Genomic DNA, 16,205 nt, shown 5'->3' on the forward strand with positions numbered 1-16,205 from the left:
TGCAACTTCTAAGAGATTCATCAAACACTTTCTTTTTGAAGTTCTCTAAGGCGTTCAATCTTATCATCCCTATAAAACAGATTCATGGTTTCAAAGGGGATTATTTTATAGTCTTTGTTCACAATATGAACGCAAGACTTCTTAATGGCCCTGACATCAAAATTATGGGCATCTATAAATTGCATGATGATAATACGAAAGAGGTTGTCATAACCCAATTCTGGAGCGTCTATCTCTGGTAGGCAACACATAATGCTCTTTAGGTTTTCGGAAGCTTTCTCAACCGAATTGCCGGTACTGAATAGGTCTATCATCTTACCATGCAACTGCTCATCTTGCTCGTAGATGATGGTATTTTTCCCCTCGTTCAGCAAATCTTCAGGGTTAATGTAACGGGTCAGCGGACTTGCGTCATCCCCTATTTTAAGGGCGTAGGCCATGACCAAGGCATCAGGATTACAGGGAACGGGAATTAAATCGTCCGGTTCAAATAGGGGCGATTGTTCCAATATTTTTCTTCGCACTTCGGTTAAGGTAATCCTGTTTTCATCGACCTCAAAATTGTCTAACCTACCAGCTATCTGTGTAGGTTGAAAGGTGACCCCACGTATACATTTTTGTTTTAAGGCAAAATCTATTGTGGCTCCCATTTCGTGGTCGTTCAATCCTTTTTGTAGGGTAACGACCAAAGTTGTAGAGAGATTAAGTTGGTTCAAATGCTCAATGGCCTTTAATCGGGTCTCCGCCAAATCGGCTCCGCGCAAGGTTTGCAATACCTTGTTGTCCAAGGAATCGAACTGAAGGTAAATTTCAAAATCCGGTGCGTAGCTGGCCAATCGCTTTGCAAAATCAAAATCCCTCGCAATTTTAATGCCGTTGGTATTCAGCATTAAATGTCGGATAGGGAGGGTTTTAGCATAATCCATTATTTCAAAGAAGTGTGGATGTATGGTAGGTTCCCCACCGCTGAGCTGCACCACGTCGGGTTCTCCTTCGTTCTTTACAATGACATCCAGCATTTTTTTAACTTCTTCCAAAGTCCTGTGCCGCCCGTAGGAAGGTGAAGACCCTGCATAACAGGTAGGGCAGGTAAGATTACAACGGTCCGTAAGCTCTACCACGGTAAGGCAGGAATGTTGTTCATGATCGGGACAAAGACCGCAATCGTACGGGCAACCATAATGGGTTTGGGTATTGAATGTTTTTGGATACTCAGAGGCCTTGTTATAGTTGCGGATATTTTTATAGTACTCAATGTCGTCCGCAATTAGAACCTTAGAGCGGCCGTGTTCCTTACAGTTTTTTAGCATGTAGACATTTTCGTTCTCAAAAACGATTTTAGCATCAACCCTTCTCAGACATTCCGGACACAGGCTTAAGGTAAAATCATAATAGGTGTAGTTTTTTTGCGACATGGGCAGCTCCTCTAAGGATAAATTTATAGTAGTACAACAGACAAATTAAGCATAAATATTGGATGCTGCTTAGCCCTAGAATGAAATAAGAATTGGGTTTTAAAAATTCCATGAAAAAGCGAAAGGTAAAATAGCTGACCATGAACAGTTTGAAGAAGCTGCCCTTGGACCAACTTTTTTCACGCTGCTGTAACTGGCGGATAAGAAGGAACAACAGCAAAAGAAATACCATTTCATACAGCGCTATAGGATGTCTAGGAACCCCATCCCCTAAATCCATGCCTAAGAAAAAGGCAGTCGCGCTACCGTAGGTAAACTCCTTGGTTCCTGCTAAAAAACAGCCCAAACGTCCAATGCCGATACCTAAAATAATAGGGAGCGTAAAAAGGTCCCCGGACGATTGTTTCTCGCCGATGATTTTCTTTGCCAATTCCACCCCTAGCAGCCCACCGAAAAGCCCACCCATGATGGTTTTATTATTTAGGAGATACAACCAACCCTGTTCAACGTGCAACATAGGGTTTTCTAAAAAGGCCACAACCCTAGAGAACAGTAAAGCGCCGAATATAGCACCGATGATGATAGAGAGTCGGTTGTTGTCCGCTATGGTATCCGCAGTTCTTTTTCGTAAGTAAACGTAGTACCTAAAAGCGATAAAAAAAGCCAGATATTCCAGCACTAAATGCGCATTGATTTTTATGCCGAATACAACAGGCTCATATGGAATGGTCAGTAATAGCACTTTATTCCTCCCCTTTAGAGGACTCGGAGGATGCCTCTTGCCACTCTGCAATAAATAGGTTGGTGTCTCTTGTACCCCCGTTATTGCGGTTACTGGAGAATGCTAAGTACTTTCCGTCGTTAGAAAAGACAGGGAAGGCATCAAAAGTTTCTCCATGAGTTACACGCTCTAGATTTTTACCGTCAACATCTATAAAGTAAAGATTAAAAGGAAAGCCCTTTTCGGCCTCGAAATTGCTGGAAAACAGTATTTTTTTTCCAGAGGGATGAAAGAACGGACTCCAATTGGCATTACCAAGGAACGTTAATTGTTTTAGATCGCTTCCATCAGCGTTGCAGATGAACAGTTCCATTTCCGTGGGCTCCACTAAACCTTCCGCTAGCAGGTCTTTATATTTCTTGATGGCTTCCGGTGTTTTAGGACGCGAGGCCCTGAATATTAATTGGCTACCGTCCGGTGAGAAAAAGGCACCTCCGTCATAGCCCAGTTCATCCGTTATCTGCTGTACGTCCGTTCCATCAATGTTCATGGTATAGAGCTCTAAATCGCCGCTGCGGGTAGAGGTAAAGACAATTTTATCCCCTTTGGGAGAAACTGTGGCTTCCGCATCGTAACCAGGTTCGTTGGTAAGTTGTCCGGTGATATTTCCTTTCAAATCGGACACAAAAATGTCAAAGGAGTCATACACCGGCCACACATAATTTCCGTTTTTTCGTAGAGGTACTTCAGGACATTCCTTGTCCGCCAAATGCGTAGAACCGTAAACAAAGTGTTTGTTGTCCGGTAGAAAATAGGCACAAGTGGTACGTCCCATCCCGGTGCTTACCATAGGCGGAATAGTGTCCTTGAAATTATCTTTAATGTTCATCAGGAACATCTGGTCACAGTTCATACCCCAATTGGTGTTGTTAGACTGAAAAATCATTTGCGTATCGTCCCAATTCCAATAGGCCTCGGCATTGTCTCCACCAAAGGTGATTTGCCGGATGCTTTTAAAATATTTTTCTTCTGGATAAATGAGGGTGTCATTACCCGCCATTAAGGAGCTTGTTTTGCCTTCCGTAGTTACCGTATGTTGTGGTTTGGTTTCTGACTTGCAATTGGCGAAAAGAAATAGGAGCACTAAAACAAAAGGAATTCTCATACGATCTGTATTTTTACGTAAAAATAAAGGCTATGATACGTAATTTGATGGTTTTGGCATTAATTTTTGGCAGTCTATGTTCCTGTAAACAGGAAAAGCCTAAAAAACTTAGTTTACAAGAAGATATAAGCTTTTTGGCAAGCGATAGTCTAGCAGGCCGTGAAACGGGAACTATTGAAGAGTTGCTAGCAGCAAATTATTTAAGCGAGCGTATGGAAAACATAGGCCTACAACCTAGGGGCCATGCTGGCACCTATTTTCAAACCTTTACATTTAAACCCAAGAAAGACCCACATTCAGAAGTGCAGTTCGTTACAGGTGATAGTACAATTACTGGTACGAACGTTATTGGATATATAGATAATAAGGCCGATAAAACAGTTATTATTGGCGCGCATTATGACCATTTAGGACTGGGTGGCGAAGGTTCGTTATATGCAGATGGAGAAGCCATTCATAATGGTGCGGACGACAATGCCAGTGGCGTTGGTGTCATGTTACAGCTTGCGGAAAAATTGCAGGACACTTTAACGGGAAGTAACTACACCTTTATTGCCTTCTCTGGTGAGGAAATGGGCCTGTTGGGAAGTAATTATTTTTCTAAAAACCCTACTATAGATTTTAACAAAGCCAATTATATGATCAATATGGATATGGTTGGAAGATTAAAGGAAAATAAGACGCTTGCTATAAGTGGAACAGGAACAGCGCCAATTTGGGGCCAAGTATTAAATACCGTTAACCCTGGATTTAAATTGGTTTTGAGTGAATCTGGCGTAGGGCCTAGTGACCACACCTCTTTCTATCTTCAGAATATACCCGCACTTCATTTTTTTACGGGGCAACATAAAGATTATCATAAACCTTCGGACGATGCTGAAAAGCTGAATTATGAAGGTATGGAAATGATTGGTGCATATATACTAAGCGTTATTGCCGAGTTAGATGACGATGCCAAACTTGCATTTAGAACCACCAAGAACGAAAGTGAAGATGTGCCCCGTTTTAAAGTTGCCCTTGGCGTAATGCCAGATTATCTTTTTGATGGAAAAGGAATGCGAATTGATGGTGTTACCGAAGGAAGGCCAGCAGCAAAAGCAGGGCTTTTAAAGGGTGACGTAGTAATTCAATTAGGAGATAGTATTGTTGTTGACATGATGAGTTATATGCGTGCATTATCTGCCTATGAGGAAGGCGATACGACCGAGGTTCTTGTAGATCGTAACGGTAAAGAGAAGAAGGCCGCCATCACTTTTTAAAAATGATGTAATTTTGTAAATTAAAGTTAAAGAGCGTGCCCAAGATAGGAGACATACAATTGCCAGATTTTCCCTTGCTGCTTGCACCAATGGAAGATGTGAGCGACCCACCTTTTCGTGCGCTCTGTAAGGAGCAGGGAGCTGATGTGGTATACACGGAATTCATCTCTTCAGAAGGTCTAATTAGGGACGCCGCCAAGAGCGTTATGAAGTTGGATATCTATGAAAAAGAAAGGCCCGTGGGTATTCAGATATTTGGAGCTAATTTGGAGTCGATGTTGCGGTCGGTTGAGATTGTAGAGAAATCCGGACCTGATATTATTGATATTAATTTTGGTTGCCCTGTAAAGAAGGTAGTTTCTAAAGGTGCTGGCGCAGGTATTTTAAAGGACATTGATTTAATGGTTTCCTTGACCAAGGCTATGGTAGCGCACACTAAACTTCCTGTTACAGTGAAAACTCGCTTAGGTTGGGACGAGGATTCTATCAAAATTGTTGAGGTGGCCGAACGTTTGCAGGATGTTGGCTGCAAAGCCATTGCCATTCATGGTAGAACCCGAGCGCAGATGTATAAGGGAAATGCCGATTGGCATCCTATCGCAGCGGTAAAGAACAATCCTAGAATGTATATTCCCGTATTTGGTAACGGTGATGTAGATTCCCCGGAGGCTGCGGTTAAAATGCGCGATGAGTTTGGTCTCGACGGTGCTATGATAGGCAGGGCCAGTATTGGCTATCCGTGGTTCTTTAGAGAGGTGAAACACTTTTTTAACACGGGTGCGCATTTAGCTCCGCCAACGATGCAAGAACGTGTGGATGCAGCTCGGAGACATCTAGAAATGTCCATTGCTTGGAAGGGCGAAAAACTGGGCGTTTTTGAAACCCGTAGGCACTACACCAACTATTTTAAAGGGATTCCCAATTTTAAGGAGTATCGCATGAAGATGGTTACTAGTGATGACTCCGTAGATGTGTTTGCCGCTTTCGATGAGGTTTTACAGAAATTTGGAGACCACGAATTTAGTTTAGGCTGAGATTAATTTTTTGTTGATCCTGCTACTAGCAATTTTTGAAGCGATGATTCCAAGAACCAATATGGTTCCTAGTACCACAAAGACATTCATTAGTTTATATTCAACAGGATAGGCTAGCGATGGGGTAATACGGAGCCATCCAAAAAGAAGTTGGGACCAAATAAGCAGTGAGCCTAGTAAAATTCCGATTATCCCTCCAAGACCTGTAACAAGTACCCCCTGAACAAAGTAGATACGCCGAAGTTCCTTTATCGTAGTCCCTAAACTGAAAAGGGTTTTGGAGTTTTGTTGCTTGTCCAAAATCATCATAATAATAGCTCCGACTACATTGAACAGGGCAATAATTAGTACCAATGTAAAAATGAGATACGTAGCTACATTTTCCGTATTAAGCATTTTATAGAGCGTACTGTTCAGCTCCTCTCTGTTTTTAATAACGATTCCATTGCCTAAAGCACGATTTAAATCCCCTCTAACTCTTTCAAGGTCAGCACCGTCGTTAAGCTTAAAATTAATGCCAGAGAATTGTGTTTTATCCTTTTCAAGCAAGGCCTGCGTAAGTTCTAAATCGGCAAAAACATATTTATTATCCAAATCGGCCTCAACGGCGTAAACTCCAGAAATGACCATAGGTGCCTGATTGTACAAGGAGCTTATGCGCTGTTGGGAAATAGAACCGGTCCCTGGTTTAAAAGCATATAGTTGTAGGGGACTACGAAACTGATTTATGGTAACCCCTAGGATATTTGCAATCCCGATTCCGGAAACCACCTGTTTTTCATTTATAGCCCAATCTCCCAAGTAGAGCGTACTATCTACTCGGGTAACTTTTATGTAGTTGGAATCAATTCCTTTGATATAGGCAATATGGTTCTTGCCTTTATGCTCTAGGTACACTTTTTCCTCAATTTCCTTTGCGTAGTGTGCTATTCCTTTTACAGCGGCCAATTCCTGTTCTTGGGTAGGTGTTAAGGTAAAAAACTTGCCTGCTGCGGGAAGTGCCTTAAGTTCCGGGTCAAAGGAATTGGTAAAAGAGAGACTAAAGGTTTTTAGGCCAGCAAAGCCGGATAGCACTATGAAAAGTGCCGCAGCACCAATAACAATAACTAAAAAGGTAATAAAGTTGATAATGTTAACCGCGTTTTGGCTGCTCTTGGAACGAACATATCGTTTGGCTATGTACAGCGGAAAGTTCAATACCTATGACTTTTTTCTTTTTTCCAGTAAATCTCTATTCTCAATAGGGTTTTCTTCCCCTTTCAAGGAATTTTCAATCTTTTCAATATAGTCTAGTGAATCGTCTAGGTAAAACAACAAATCGGGTACACGGCGTAATTGGTTTCGGGTACGTTGGGACAGCTCGTGCTTTATGAGCGGTTGGTTAGACTTAATGCCCTCTAAGAGTTCTTGAGCCTTGTCATTCGGAAAAATACTGATATACACCTTGGCGATAGACAGATCTGTAGTGACCACCACTTTGGAAACAGAGATAAGGGTTCCCTTTAAACCTCCATCAATAGCCGCTTTTTGCAGAATGTCTACAATATCTTTTTGGATGACTCCCCCTATTTTTCGCTGTCTTTGCGTTTCCATAGGGCAAAAGTACGTAGAATTATATGTAATTTAGGTGTTTATGGCTCCTGTAAACAGTTAAGTGTTGAAGAAAATAGAACATTTGGGAATTGCGGTGAAGGACTTAGAAGCGTCCAACCTATTATTTGAAAAGTTATTGGGCGTAGCACCTTACAAAGAGGAAGAGGTTGCCTCCGAAGGGGTACGCACTTCTTTTTTTATGAATGGACCAAATAAAATAGAGCTTTTAGAGTCAACAACAGCAGATGGTCCAATCGCGAAGTTTTTGGCTAAAAAAGGCGAAGGGGTGCATCATGTTGCCTTTGCTGTTGAAGATATTAAGGCAGAAATAAAGCGACTTAAGGAAGAAGGCTTTACCATTTTGAACGAAACCCCAAAAAAAGGAGCGGATAATAAATGGGTGGCTTTTGTACATCCAAAAACTACGAACGGGGTCTTGGTGGAGTTATGTCAAGAAATAGGGAAGTAGGTATTATTTTGCTTGTGCCGATTAAAAATAAATGGTAATATTGCAACCGCAAATTGCGGGTCCTATAGCTCAGCTGGTTAGAGCACCTGACTCATAATCAGGGGGTCCATGGTTCGAGCCCATGTGGGACCACTTAACAAACTCGTAATGCACTGTAAACAGTAGCCTTGCGAGTTTTTTGTTTTCACAAAGAGACAACAATAGAGACAACATATTCAAATTAATTAGCCTTTAATATTTAATTCTGTTTCATTTGATGGCTTAATTACAACTAAAAATATACAAAATATGAAGGCACATGATGTGTATAATGTTGCTAAGGCTTTGACTGAAGAAGAGTTTTATAAACTGTTTTACATGGTTCAAGAAGATATCAATATGAGTAAAAGATCAAAAAAGAAACCTATAATAACTGAAGAACAAGCTTTAAACTATCTTATTAAAAACGTTTTTTCAAAGATTAAGTAATTTAACTAAATACATTCTAGTTGGCGTTTGTTAAGTAGGAAGGACAGTTGTTATGAATCATAGACCGAAGTATCCTTTGTATTTGCACGTCCATTAATAATTACCTTACTAAAGGTAATTTGACACCGACCTTATAAACATCGAAATAGTGATTAACCTCTGTTTCTTTTAAATTAACCTCCATCAAATTTTCAAACCCATTTTGATCTGGATGAATTATTAAACAATCAATTACTTCTCCTTGATTTTTTTTTAACGATTTGTAAACGTGTTTTAAACGCGCATAGCCACTTACTTGCCTAATATCTTGGTCAAGCTTGCCATTTATATATTTAAGTTTGTATTTAGCATCAATGACCATTTGATAGTCTTTATTATTTAAAAGATAATCTAACTCATTGCCGTAATGTTGGAATTGAAACTTCACCTCATTTTGAAACCTATCTTTTAATAAACCTAATACATACAACTCAAACAACTTTGTCATATCTATCCAAAAAGGAGGTGATTGAATAGTGTCTTTAATAGTATTAGAAATGTTATACCCAAATTGTTTTAGTATAAGTTTTGCTAAGTATAAAGCTTGCTCATACTCCTTATAAAACACATTGGTTTTAGTATGCTTAATTTCTGTAATTTCTATTTGGTCAGAAACCTGAGTAAATACAGGGTTAATATAATTAAAGATGTTTTGTATGTCTTTGTGATTGGTTAATTGTGTATAAGTCGGTAAATAGCGTTTAATAAATTGTAGTGCTTTTTTTAATAATCTATTTTCCTTGTTATTAATGCCAAACTCGTCAAAACTGCAGTAAGTGAAAAGGTTTTTATTCTTAACCAGATTATGTTTTAAGGTTTTAGTCACCTGTACTTTTCCTTTTGCTCTTCCTTGTAAATTTCTCTCTACTTTGTAGTAGGATTTCTTTAATCCTTTTCTAACAATTTGTTTTAAGAGGCTTAAAAATTCCACTACTAAAAAAGGTGTCAAAAAATCTTGTTTTTGTGTAATCTCAATGGTTGGTTTGCTCCATTTAACAACAAACAACTCCTCTATTTCTTTAGTTACTGTTTCATGTTTTAAGGATGCCAATAACATACCAATAAAATCGACTTCTTGTTTTCCATCATTAAGTTTTGGCGCTACATACACCGCCGATTTGTTAAATTCAACCCAGTCTAATCCTATGAAATAACCTGTGTTAAGTACAAAAGTTTCACTATCATTAGTTTGCTTCTTAATAGAAAAACAGGGTAGACTGACATCTTTACCATGATGTTTTTTGGCAAACTTCTTTTCATAATTTTTTTTTGAAAAGTCATCAGAAAAAACTTGGTCAATAACAACATCCTTTTGATGCTCGCATGATGTCAATATTTTAACACTCAAAATTGGCGATTTGCTTAATTTTCTCTTTGGAAGATTCTAATAACAAACCATCTTTAACATACTCATTAAGTATTGGCAAGATTTCGTAATCTAATTTTAGCTGCAATTGTTCTGACTCACTGAGGTCACTTTCTTCTGATATTAGAAAATAACTATGTCCCAGATGCACATCTTTTGCCTCAAAATCTGAAGCCAAAAAGGTTTCTGTAAATAATTCACTAACTAAATTGAATAGCTCCCTAGCTTTATGTTTAACAATCACCTCTGCTTTTGGTAACATATCTACAAAAGCAAAACGACGTTTAATAGCATAGTCTATATGGCCCACACTTCTATCAGCAGTATTCATAGTGCCTATTATATAGAGATTTTCAGGTATGGTAATGGTAGCACTATTATCTATAGAATAGATGCTGCTTACAGGTTCTCCTCTATATTCTAAAGCGTAAATGAGCTCACCTAAAACAGATGGTAAATTGGCCCTGTTTATTTCATCTATTATTAAAACGTAATTTTTTCGTTGTGGTTTCTCAAGAGTTTTATTAGATACACTGCTTAATTGCTGCTTAAAGTCTTTTTTAAATAGCTCTAAAACCTTAAAAAAGTAAGTTGCATGCTGTTTAGCTAAACCAGAAACATTATCTAACTTTTTAAGATCTTGTCTTGAAGAAACATTTTCTAATATTGAAGTTACTAAGTCTTTAAATTTCATACGTTGACTTGTCTTCCATTTGCCAGTGTATCTAAAAGCATCATCTTCAACAGCAACAATAGAAACTGCTTCCGTTATTTTATATTCTTCAAGTTCATCAATTTTATCTTGAATAGTTTCAGAAAATTCAACCAATAAATCCTTAATACTTTCTTCTATAGAAAATTCTTGAACGTCTTTCTTACTTGCTATTAAATTATTATTTGCTTTTTCGGCTAGTATGGCTAAAATTTCATTTTCGGTTTCGTAACTAATATGCTCTCCTTCACTTTTAGCTTTAATACCTCTTACAAAATCTTCATACGTATATGATGGGTGAAATTGAACAATTTCGTAAGTTTTATTTCTTTGCAAAACAGATTGATGATTCTTGCTTTTATATTCTATTATATATTTTGCTAAAGCAGCGGCTCTTCTCAAATTATTTTGATTTAATTTTTGATTCCATAATTGATTTTCAGCAGCAGAAGCAATATCCTTATAAGAAGTAGAATCTGTTGTACTGCTTTCTCTTTGTACTACTATCTTTTTATTTTTAACATCATTCTCTTCCACGATATAGTTTTTTCGTTTAGAGGGAGTTGTAACAACCACGCCTTTTTTTAGGATAGAGTTAATATCATTTTCTGAGATTATAGAATAGTTAGATTCATTTAATGATTTAGCAGTGTTTTCTTCTGAATTTTCAGATATTAATGTTTCCGCCAATTGTTTAGCAAGCCAAGTTTTACCAGTGCCAGGAGGACCTTGTAGAATTATTTGTTTCTTGTATTTTAATAGTTGAATGTATTTCTCCATGTTACTTTGTGGGTTTAGATAATTTAACCAACTCAAAATAAATTGATATGTTTTTGTAGTAGTGTCTACCAGTATAGCAAAAGAACCTTCAGGTCCTAAACCTTTAAAATTACTTTTAAAATCTACGGTATTTGGAATATCGGAGTAATAACCAAGTTTAATGACCTTATAATCAATACCAAATGATTCCCCGATTAATTGTGTTTTATCTAAAATTTTGAAATCTATTTTAACCAAACAATGAGGGTGTTTTCCTTTGTGAACCAATACGATATCTCCTTTGTTTAAATTTTCAAATTTTTCACGTACATAATCGATGTGACCGGTTATTCTATTGTCAGACAAAACTTCATCAGCGTAGTTTTTTCCATCAGAATTAGCCTTCATTTGCATTTTGCAAATCTTAGGAGAGTTTACAGGTGTGTTTCCTTCAATTACAGGAAAACCATGTTTCTCAATAAACTTATTGATTGGTTTGCCTCCACCAGGCATTGGTAAATTAGCATTAGGATTTTTAATTATAAAAAACTCTTCTGCTTTGCGATATACTTCTTTTGGTGGAATTTTTTTGCCTTTATAGAGCACATGTTTAATGGTATCATCATTTTCCCAATCGTTATTCTCGTAGAACTCTAGAGCTTTTTTTATTGCTCTTTCCCATTCTTTTTTGGACTTTTCTTTTTCCATTTTATTTGCCTAGACCTCGAACCTCCCTATCATAAATCTCTTTGAACAACAATGATTTAAACAAATTGTTTGTTTTCTCATCTGTCATTTTGTTATAGAAATCCAGTTTGGTATTGATAAAGTTTAAAAATTCACTATCAACTTCTTCATCAAACTTATCCTTAATATTATTTTTGGAATTTCCTTTGTTGAAGTAGGCCATAAGGTCGTCATTATCGTAAAGGTTTTTCTTGACTTTATTGAAATCTACCTTGTCTTCATCTGTAAGTTCTAAACCAAACGTATCATTCAATACCTTAATGATTTTAGTTAAAAAGTCAATTTCATCTTCAGGCTTTGATCCTCCACCTCCTGGGGTCATTCCATAGTCTTCACCATCTTCGGAAACAAGGTCTAGGTTAGCGGTAAACTTGTGCTGTATTTTATAGCTATCTAATTCAATATCATTAACCACATCTACTGGTAAATCACTTTTAACGTAGGGTAGTTTTTTAAGTAAAGCAGATAGAAAAACATACTTTTTCTCAAGGTCTATGTCTGTGAATTGTATGATCTGACTTAAAAAACGATAAATCTTAGTGTAAGACTTTGCGGCTGCTTTAAAAGCGTTTTTGTCTTCGTCTTCAAGTTCGTTATCAAAACGTTTAGCAATGTCTCCTAAAATAGGCTGAATGGCCTCCATGTTGTCGTTTGACTTAAAAAATATCTTAGCAAAAGCTTCAACCTCTGTTTCGTAAAAAACATTGAAGCTATTCACCTCGTCTAATAGGGTGTATAAACTATTTGGATCTGTTTCATTTTCTTCTTCCATATAGTTTTTACCATAGAAATGCTGAAAATCTGCACGCACCAGTTCTGGGTCGTTAACAAAATCTAAGACCATAGTAGAGTCTTTTCCTCTTCGGTTTCGGTTTAAACGAGATAAGGTTTGTACTGTACTTGCACCACCAAGTTTTTTATCTACGAACATTGTATGTAGTAAAGGTTCGTCAAAACCGGTTTGAAACTTATTAGCTACTATCAATATTCTGTTTGCTGGTAGTTTCAGAGCTTCTGGAATACTTATTTTACCTCCTAAATTATTCATGCCACTTTCTGTGAACTCCTCATTGGTGTCTGGGTCTTTTACTGTGCCTGAAAACGCAACTAAAGCGCGGTATGGCAAATTCATTTCTTTTAAAATGGCATCAAATTTCAACTTAAAACGTACGGCGTGTAACCTAGACTTTGTTACCAACATTGCCCTGGCTTGACCTTGTATTTCGTTTTGTGTTTGACTTGTAAAATGCTCTAACATGATACGTGCTTTTTTATCGATGGCATGATCTTGCAGATCTACATAGTTGCCTAAAACACGTACGGTTTTCTTTTTGTCATATTCTTTGTCTTCAATTTCTGTGCGCTTTACTAATTTATAGTACCGCTTAAAAGACATATAGTTTTGTAGCACATCTTTAATAAAGCCCTCCTTAATGGCTTCCTCCATAGTGTATTCATCAAAAGGTTCTATTTTTCCATTTATTTTGGTGCCAAACAGCTCTAAGGTCTTTTGTTTAGGTGTTGCCGTAAAAGCAAATTGTGAAATACTGGGTTGCTGACCTTTTTTTGCTATTTCATCTGCAATTATTTCATCAGCTGTTTTTATATCTGCTTCATCTTGTTCTGCTTCTTCTAAGCTTAATGCTTTACGCATTTGACGAGAGGATTCACCCGATTGAGAACTATGAGCTTCATCTATTAAAATAGCATACGTTCTATCTGGATAATTGGTAACACTTTGTGCAATTACCGGAAACTTCTGTATCGTTGTTATAATGATACGTTTCTTATCTTCAATAGCGTCTTTTAAATCTTGAGAGGTCGACTTTTCATCTATGTATGCTACAACACCAGGAGTGTTGTCTAATTGACGAATATTATCTTGTATTTGCTTATTTAAAACACGCCTATCGGTAACTACGATAATAGAATCGTATAGGGCTTCGGAGTCTGTATAGTTCTGATAAAAATTAGCTAATCTATATGCTAACCACGTTATGGTATTAGATTTACCTGAACCTGCGGAATGTTGTACCAAATAGTTTTTACCGGTACCATCAGTTTTTAAAGCTTCTATAATACGTTGTACTGCTCTACGCTGATGAAAACGAGGAAACAATAGTTTGGTAGACTTCTTTTCTTCTAACTTCTTTGTTTTTGGATTGTATACTTTCTCTTTATCGGTTTGTACACTTATAAAGTTTTGCACTAAATCCATTATAGAATCTTTTCGCAATACATCTTCCCAAAGGTATTCTACTGCAAAACCTGTATCTGAATGATTTTCTAAACCTGTATTAAATGGTAAAAAGTAAGTAGACTTTCCTTTTAATTCGGTAGCCATAAATACCTTTTCGGTACCGACTGCAAAATGAACAAGACACCTTTTAAACTCTAAAAAGGGTTCGCCTTTGGGTAGGCGGTCTTGCATAAACTGCTTTATGGCATTGTGGTGGTTTTGACCGGTTAACGCATTTTTAAGTTCTGCTGTTACTACAGGAATACCGTTAATAAACAGCACAAAATCTATCTCGTTATTATTACGGTTAGAGTATTTTAGTTGACATACAATGGCTAAACGATTTTTAGCATAAGCAATTTCGTGTTCCGGTGTTTTATCGTTAGCAGGTTTAAAATAGGCTAAATTTAATCGCTGACCACGATCTTTAACTCCATTTCGTAAGACTTCTAGTGTTTTGTTTTTAGTGATATTTTTGGCAACGTTCTCAACAATTTTAGTGTCTACCAAAGCACCGTATTGTTTGGCTAATTCATCATACTTTTTAGGTTGCGTATCTTTTACAAATGCAATAATTTCTGAAGGAATAACACACAAGTCCTTATTATATAAATTAGGCGGAACACTATGGTATTCTTTAACCGTATTCACCAAGTAATTCTCTATATGTGCCTCAAAGTGTACTTCTTTAGTTCCTGATGCCATTCTAATTTATTTTTTTGTTTTGGCCCAATCGTGGCCCAATTATTTTTACTAACTGGCCCAATGGTGGTCCAATTAAAAAGCAAATAACACCTTTAATATCAGGTAATTATGTTTTATCTAGCGTGTTTAAATCTAATTTTGGCCCAATGGTGGCCCCATTATTTATTTTACGCTGGCCCAATGGTGTCTCCTTTTAAAATATACCTGGTACCAGCACCAATGGTCCCGCTTTTTATTAAATATTGTCCTTCTAAATCGGTTAAATATCGTGTAGCTGTTCTTTTGGCTACTTTACATATCTCTTGAACAATAGTATTTGAAATACTTTGATGCTCCTGGACAAATAAAATAATAGTTATAAACTCTGGCTTTAGTCCTTTTGCAGCTAAAGCCTCTTTTGTGTAATGGATTAGTGTTACCTCAAAATCTGGTGCTGTATTTGCAAAAATTGGTGGTGCTATTTTATGTGCTTTACACGCATTTATGATTTTTATGGTACCACGTCCCCAAGATTCTATATAGCCTGTTCTAAATAAAGTGTTTGCTATATCTGGGTTAAATGGTTTAGATGGGTGTTTCTCTGTTAACCTATCTACCGTCCAATTTTCTGGTAGTTGTCCTTCGTTCCAAAATATAATTTTATTGTTGTAGACGCTAATTTGAATAGGAATACCACTACTGTAATCTTTATGCGCAATAGCGTTTAACAAAGCTTCTCTAACTGCGTCTTGCGGAAAGATGAATTTTTCTTCACGCGCACCATCATCTGTATATGAAATACTTGCCTTATCGTATTTTGTTTTAAGCAAGTCTAAAGCTTCTTCGGCTTGTTCTAGAAGGTTGCCTTTTATTTCATCTTGGTACTTTAAATCGTCATCATCTTCAAAAAAACCTATTTTAATTGAGGCTCCTGTAATGTATTTTTCTGGGTTAGGATGAAATAACAATATCGCAGCTCTTTTAAGCATGGTAGCATTATCTGCATACAGGTTTAAGCTTTCCAATAACTCTTTATTGTTGCCTTCTAAATCTTCGGTAGACAAGCGGTTACTTTTTTCTGCTTTGGTTTTAAAAGCAGAAAACGTACTGTTTTTTAAGTCTTCGACTGAAATACTTGGTACAGGTACACCATCCCATTTTTTACCTTGGCGTTCTAATAAAAATTTAGTTAAAGCAGCGCCTTTCAATTCTTGTAAGGTACTACCAGAACGATAATAGTATTTACCACGTAAACTTATAGGAAACGGGTATTGCTCCACAATAATTTCTAAATACTCCAAACCGTCTTTTGCATGCAAGTTTACCGCTACCATTACACCCAATATATCACGTATTTGGTTGGGTAAATCTTCTAGTAGTTTTCTGGCATTATCAATGCCTTTAACAACACCATTATCGTCAATACCAATATATAGGGTGCCACCTTGTGCATTAGCAAAACCAGACACCCATTTTAGGTACTTCTCGTGCCATGATTCTTTCCACTCTATATGTTGACTCTCTGCCATAATTGG

Annotated in this window: 13 protein-coding genes and 1 tRNA gene; 5 read left to right on the plus strand and 9 right to left on the minus strand. The window is 37.1% G+C overall.

The annotated features are described in order from the left end of the window. Window positions 1-20: 20 nt before the first annotated feature. The 3 genes from SJY09_RS13775 to SJY09_RS13785 are packed head-to-tail and all read right to left on the minus strand — an operon-like array spanning window position 21 to window position 3,301. Entirely contained in the window at window positions 21-1,415 is a 1,395-nt protein-coding gene (locus SJY09_RS13775; RefSeq protein WP_396636294.1) for a radical SAM protein, read from the minus strand. After that, on the minus strand, window positions 1,387-2,157 hold the full coding sequence (locus tag SJY09_RS13780) for a prolipoprotein diacylglyceryl transferase (protein ID WP_396636295.1): 771 nt from the start codon (window positions 2,155-2,157) through the stop codon (window positions 1,387-1,389). The genes SJY09_RS13775 and SJY09_RS13780 overlap by 29 nt, the downstream gene beginning before the upstream one ends. Window position 2,158: 1 nt before the next feature. Next, on the minus strand, window positions 2,159-3,301 hold the full coding sequence (locus SJY09_RS13785) for a TolB family protein (protein WP_396636296.1): 1,143 nt from the start codon (window positions 3,299-3,301) through the stop codon (window positions 2,159-2,161). Window positions 3,302-3,333: 32 nt separating this feature from the next. On the opposite strand from SJY09_RS13785, the gene SJY09_RS13790 reads away from it, so the two are divergent. Together SJY09_RS13790 and dusB are read left to right on the plus strand one after the other, a co-directional pair. Further along, window positions 3,334-4,560 carry a M28 family peptidase gene (locus tag SJY09_RS13790; RefSeq protein ID WP_396636297.1) on the plus strand — a complete coding sequence of 409 codons (1,227 nt, stop codon included), beginning with the start codon at window positions 3,334-3,336 and terminating at the stop codon, window positions 4,558-4,560. A 35-nt stretch (window positions 4,561-4,595) separates the two neighbouring features. Then, entirely contained in the window at window positions 4,596-5,594 is a 999-nt protein-coding gene (dusB, locus tag SJY09_RS13795) for a tRNA dihydrouridine synthase DusB (RefSeq protein WP_396636298.1), read from the plus strand. Here the strand turns inward: dusB and SJY09_RS13800 are convergent. Continuing rightward, window positions 5,586-6,791, minus strand: a complete 1,206-nt coding sequence (locus tag SJY09_RS13800; RefSeq protein ID WP_396636299.1) for an ABC transporter permease — start codon at window positions 6,789-6,791, stop codon at window positions 5,586-5,588. The two genes, dusB and SJY09_RS13800, sit on opposite strands and share 9 nt — an antisense overlap. A 3-nt stretch (window positions 6,792-6,794) precedes the next feature. Further along, window positions 6,795-7,187: a 30S ribosome-binding factor RbfA gene (gene rbfA / locus SJY09_RS13805; RefSeq protein WP_396636300.1), complete on the minus strand. Its 393-nt coding sequence runs from the start codon at window positions 7,185-7,187 to the stop codon at window positions 6,795-6,797. Between the two features lie 64 nt (window positions 7,188-7,251). On the opposite strand from rbfA, the gene mce reads away from it, so the two are divergent. The 3 genes from mce to SJY09_RS13820 all read left to right on the plus strand — a co-directional run bounded on the left by mce (window position 7,252) and on the right by SJY09_RS13820 (window position 8,124). Further along, the gene (gene mce, locus SJY09_RS13810; RefSeq protein WP_396636301.1) at window positions 7,252-7,656 is read left to right on the plus strand and encodes a methylmalonyl-CoA epimerase; all 405 of its coding nucleotides are present in this window, start codon (window positions 7,252-7,254) and stop codon (window positions 7,654-7,656) included. A gap of 58 nt (window positions 7,657-7,714) precedes the next feature. Continuing rightward, window positions 7,715-7,788 (plus strand) — tRNA-Ile (locus SJY09_RS13815). A 156-nt stretch (window positions 7,789-7,944) separates the two neighbouring features. Then, window positions 7,945-8,124: a hypothetical protein gene (locus SJY09_RS13820; protein ID WP_396636302.1), complete on the plus strand. Its 180-nt coding sequence runs from the start codon at window positions 7,945-7,947 to the stop codon at window positions 8,122-8,124. A 100-nt stretch (window positions 8,125-8,224) separates the two neighbouring features. Here SJY09_RS13820 and SJY09_RS13825 read toward each other — a convergent pair whose 3' ends face one another. From SJY09_RS13825 to SJY09_RS13840, 4 genes are all read right to left on the minus strand, one after another. Next, entirely contained in the window at window positions 8,225-9,511 is a 1,287-nt protein-coding gene (locus SJY09_RS13825) for a restriction endonuclease (protein WP_396636303.1), read from the minus strand. After that, window positions 9,501-11,708, minus strand: a complete 2,208-nt coding sequence (locus SJY09_RS13830; protein WP_396636304.1) for an AAA family ATPase — start codon at window positions 11,706-11,708, stop codon at window positions 9,501-9,503. Before SJY09_RS13830 ends, SJY09_RS13825 begins: the two co-directional genes overlap by 11 nt. Window position 11,709: 1 nt before the next feature. Then, entirely contained in the window at window positions 11,710-14,691 is a 2,982-nt protein-coding gene (locus SJY09_RS13835; RefSeq protein WP_396636305.1) for a type I restriction endonuclease subunit R, read from the minus strand. Window positions 14,692-14,858: 167 nt separating this feature from the next. After that, entirely contained in the window at window positions 14,859-16,199 is a 1,341-nt protein-coding gene (locus SJY09_RS13840; protein WP_396636306.1) for an ATP-binding protein, read from the minus strand. Window positions 16,200-16,205: the final 6 nt, after the last annotated feature.

Origin of the sequence: Maribacter sp. R77961 (assembly GCF_044594925.1) — a bacterium.
Classification (GTDB): domain Bacteria; phylum Bacteroidota; class Bacteroidia; order Flavobacteriales; family Flavobacteriaceae; genus Maribacter.

What these genes read in the sequence shown, in the direction of transcription:
- SJY09_RS13775 (WP_396636294.1), bottom strand. Translation starts at nt 1,415, where the DNA reads ATGTCGCAAAAAAACTACACCTATTATGATTTTACCTTAAGCCTGTGT.
- SJY09_RS13785 (WP_396636296.1), bottom strand. Translation starts at nt 3,301, where the DNA reads ATGAGAATTCCTTTTGTTTTAGTGCTCCTATTTCTTTTCGCCAATTGC.
- SJY09_RS13790 (WP_396636297.1), top strand. Translation starts at nt 3,334, where the DNA reads ATGATACGTAATTTGATGGTTTTGGCATTAATTTTTGGCAGTCTATGT.
- rbfA (WP_396636300.1), bottom strand. Translation starts at nt 7,187, where the DNA reads ATGGAAACGCAAAGACAGCGAAAAATAGGGGGAGTCATCCAAAAAGAT.
- SJY09_RS13820 (WP_396636302.1), top strand. Translation starts at nt 7,945, where the DNA reads ATGAAGGCACATGATGTGTATAATGTTGCTAAGGCTTTGACTGAAGAA.
- SJY09_RS13830 (WP_396636304.1), bottom strand. Translation starts at nt 11,708, where the DNA reads ATGGAAAAAGAAAAGTCCAAAAAAGAATGGGAAAGAGCAATAAAAAAA.
- SJY09_RS13835 (WP_396636305.1), bottom strand. Translation starts at nt 14,691, where the DNA reads ATGGCATCAGGAACTAAAGAAGTACACTTTGAGGCACATATAGAGAAT.
- SJY09_RS13840 (WP_396636306.1), bottom strand. Translation starts at nt 16,199, where the DNA reads ATGGCAGAGAGTCAACATATAGAGTGGAAAGAATCATGGCACGAGAAG.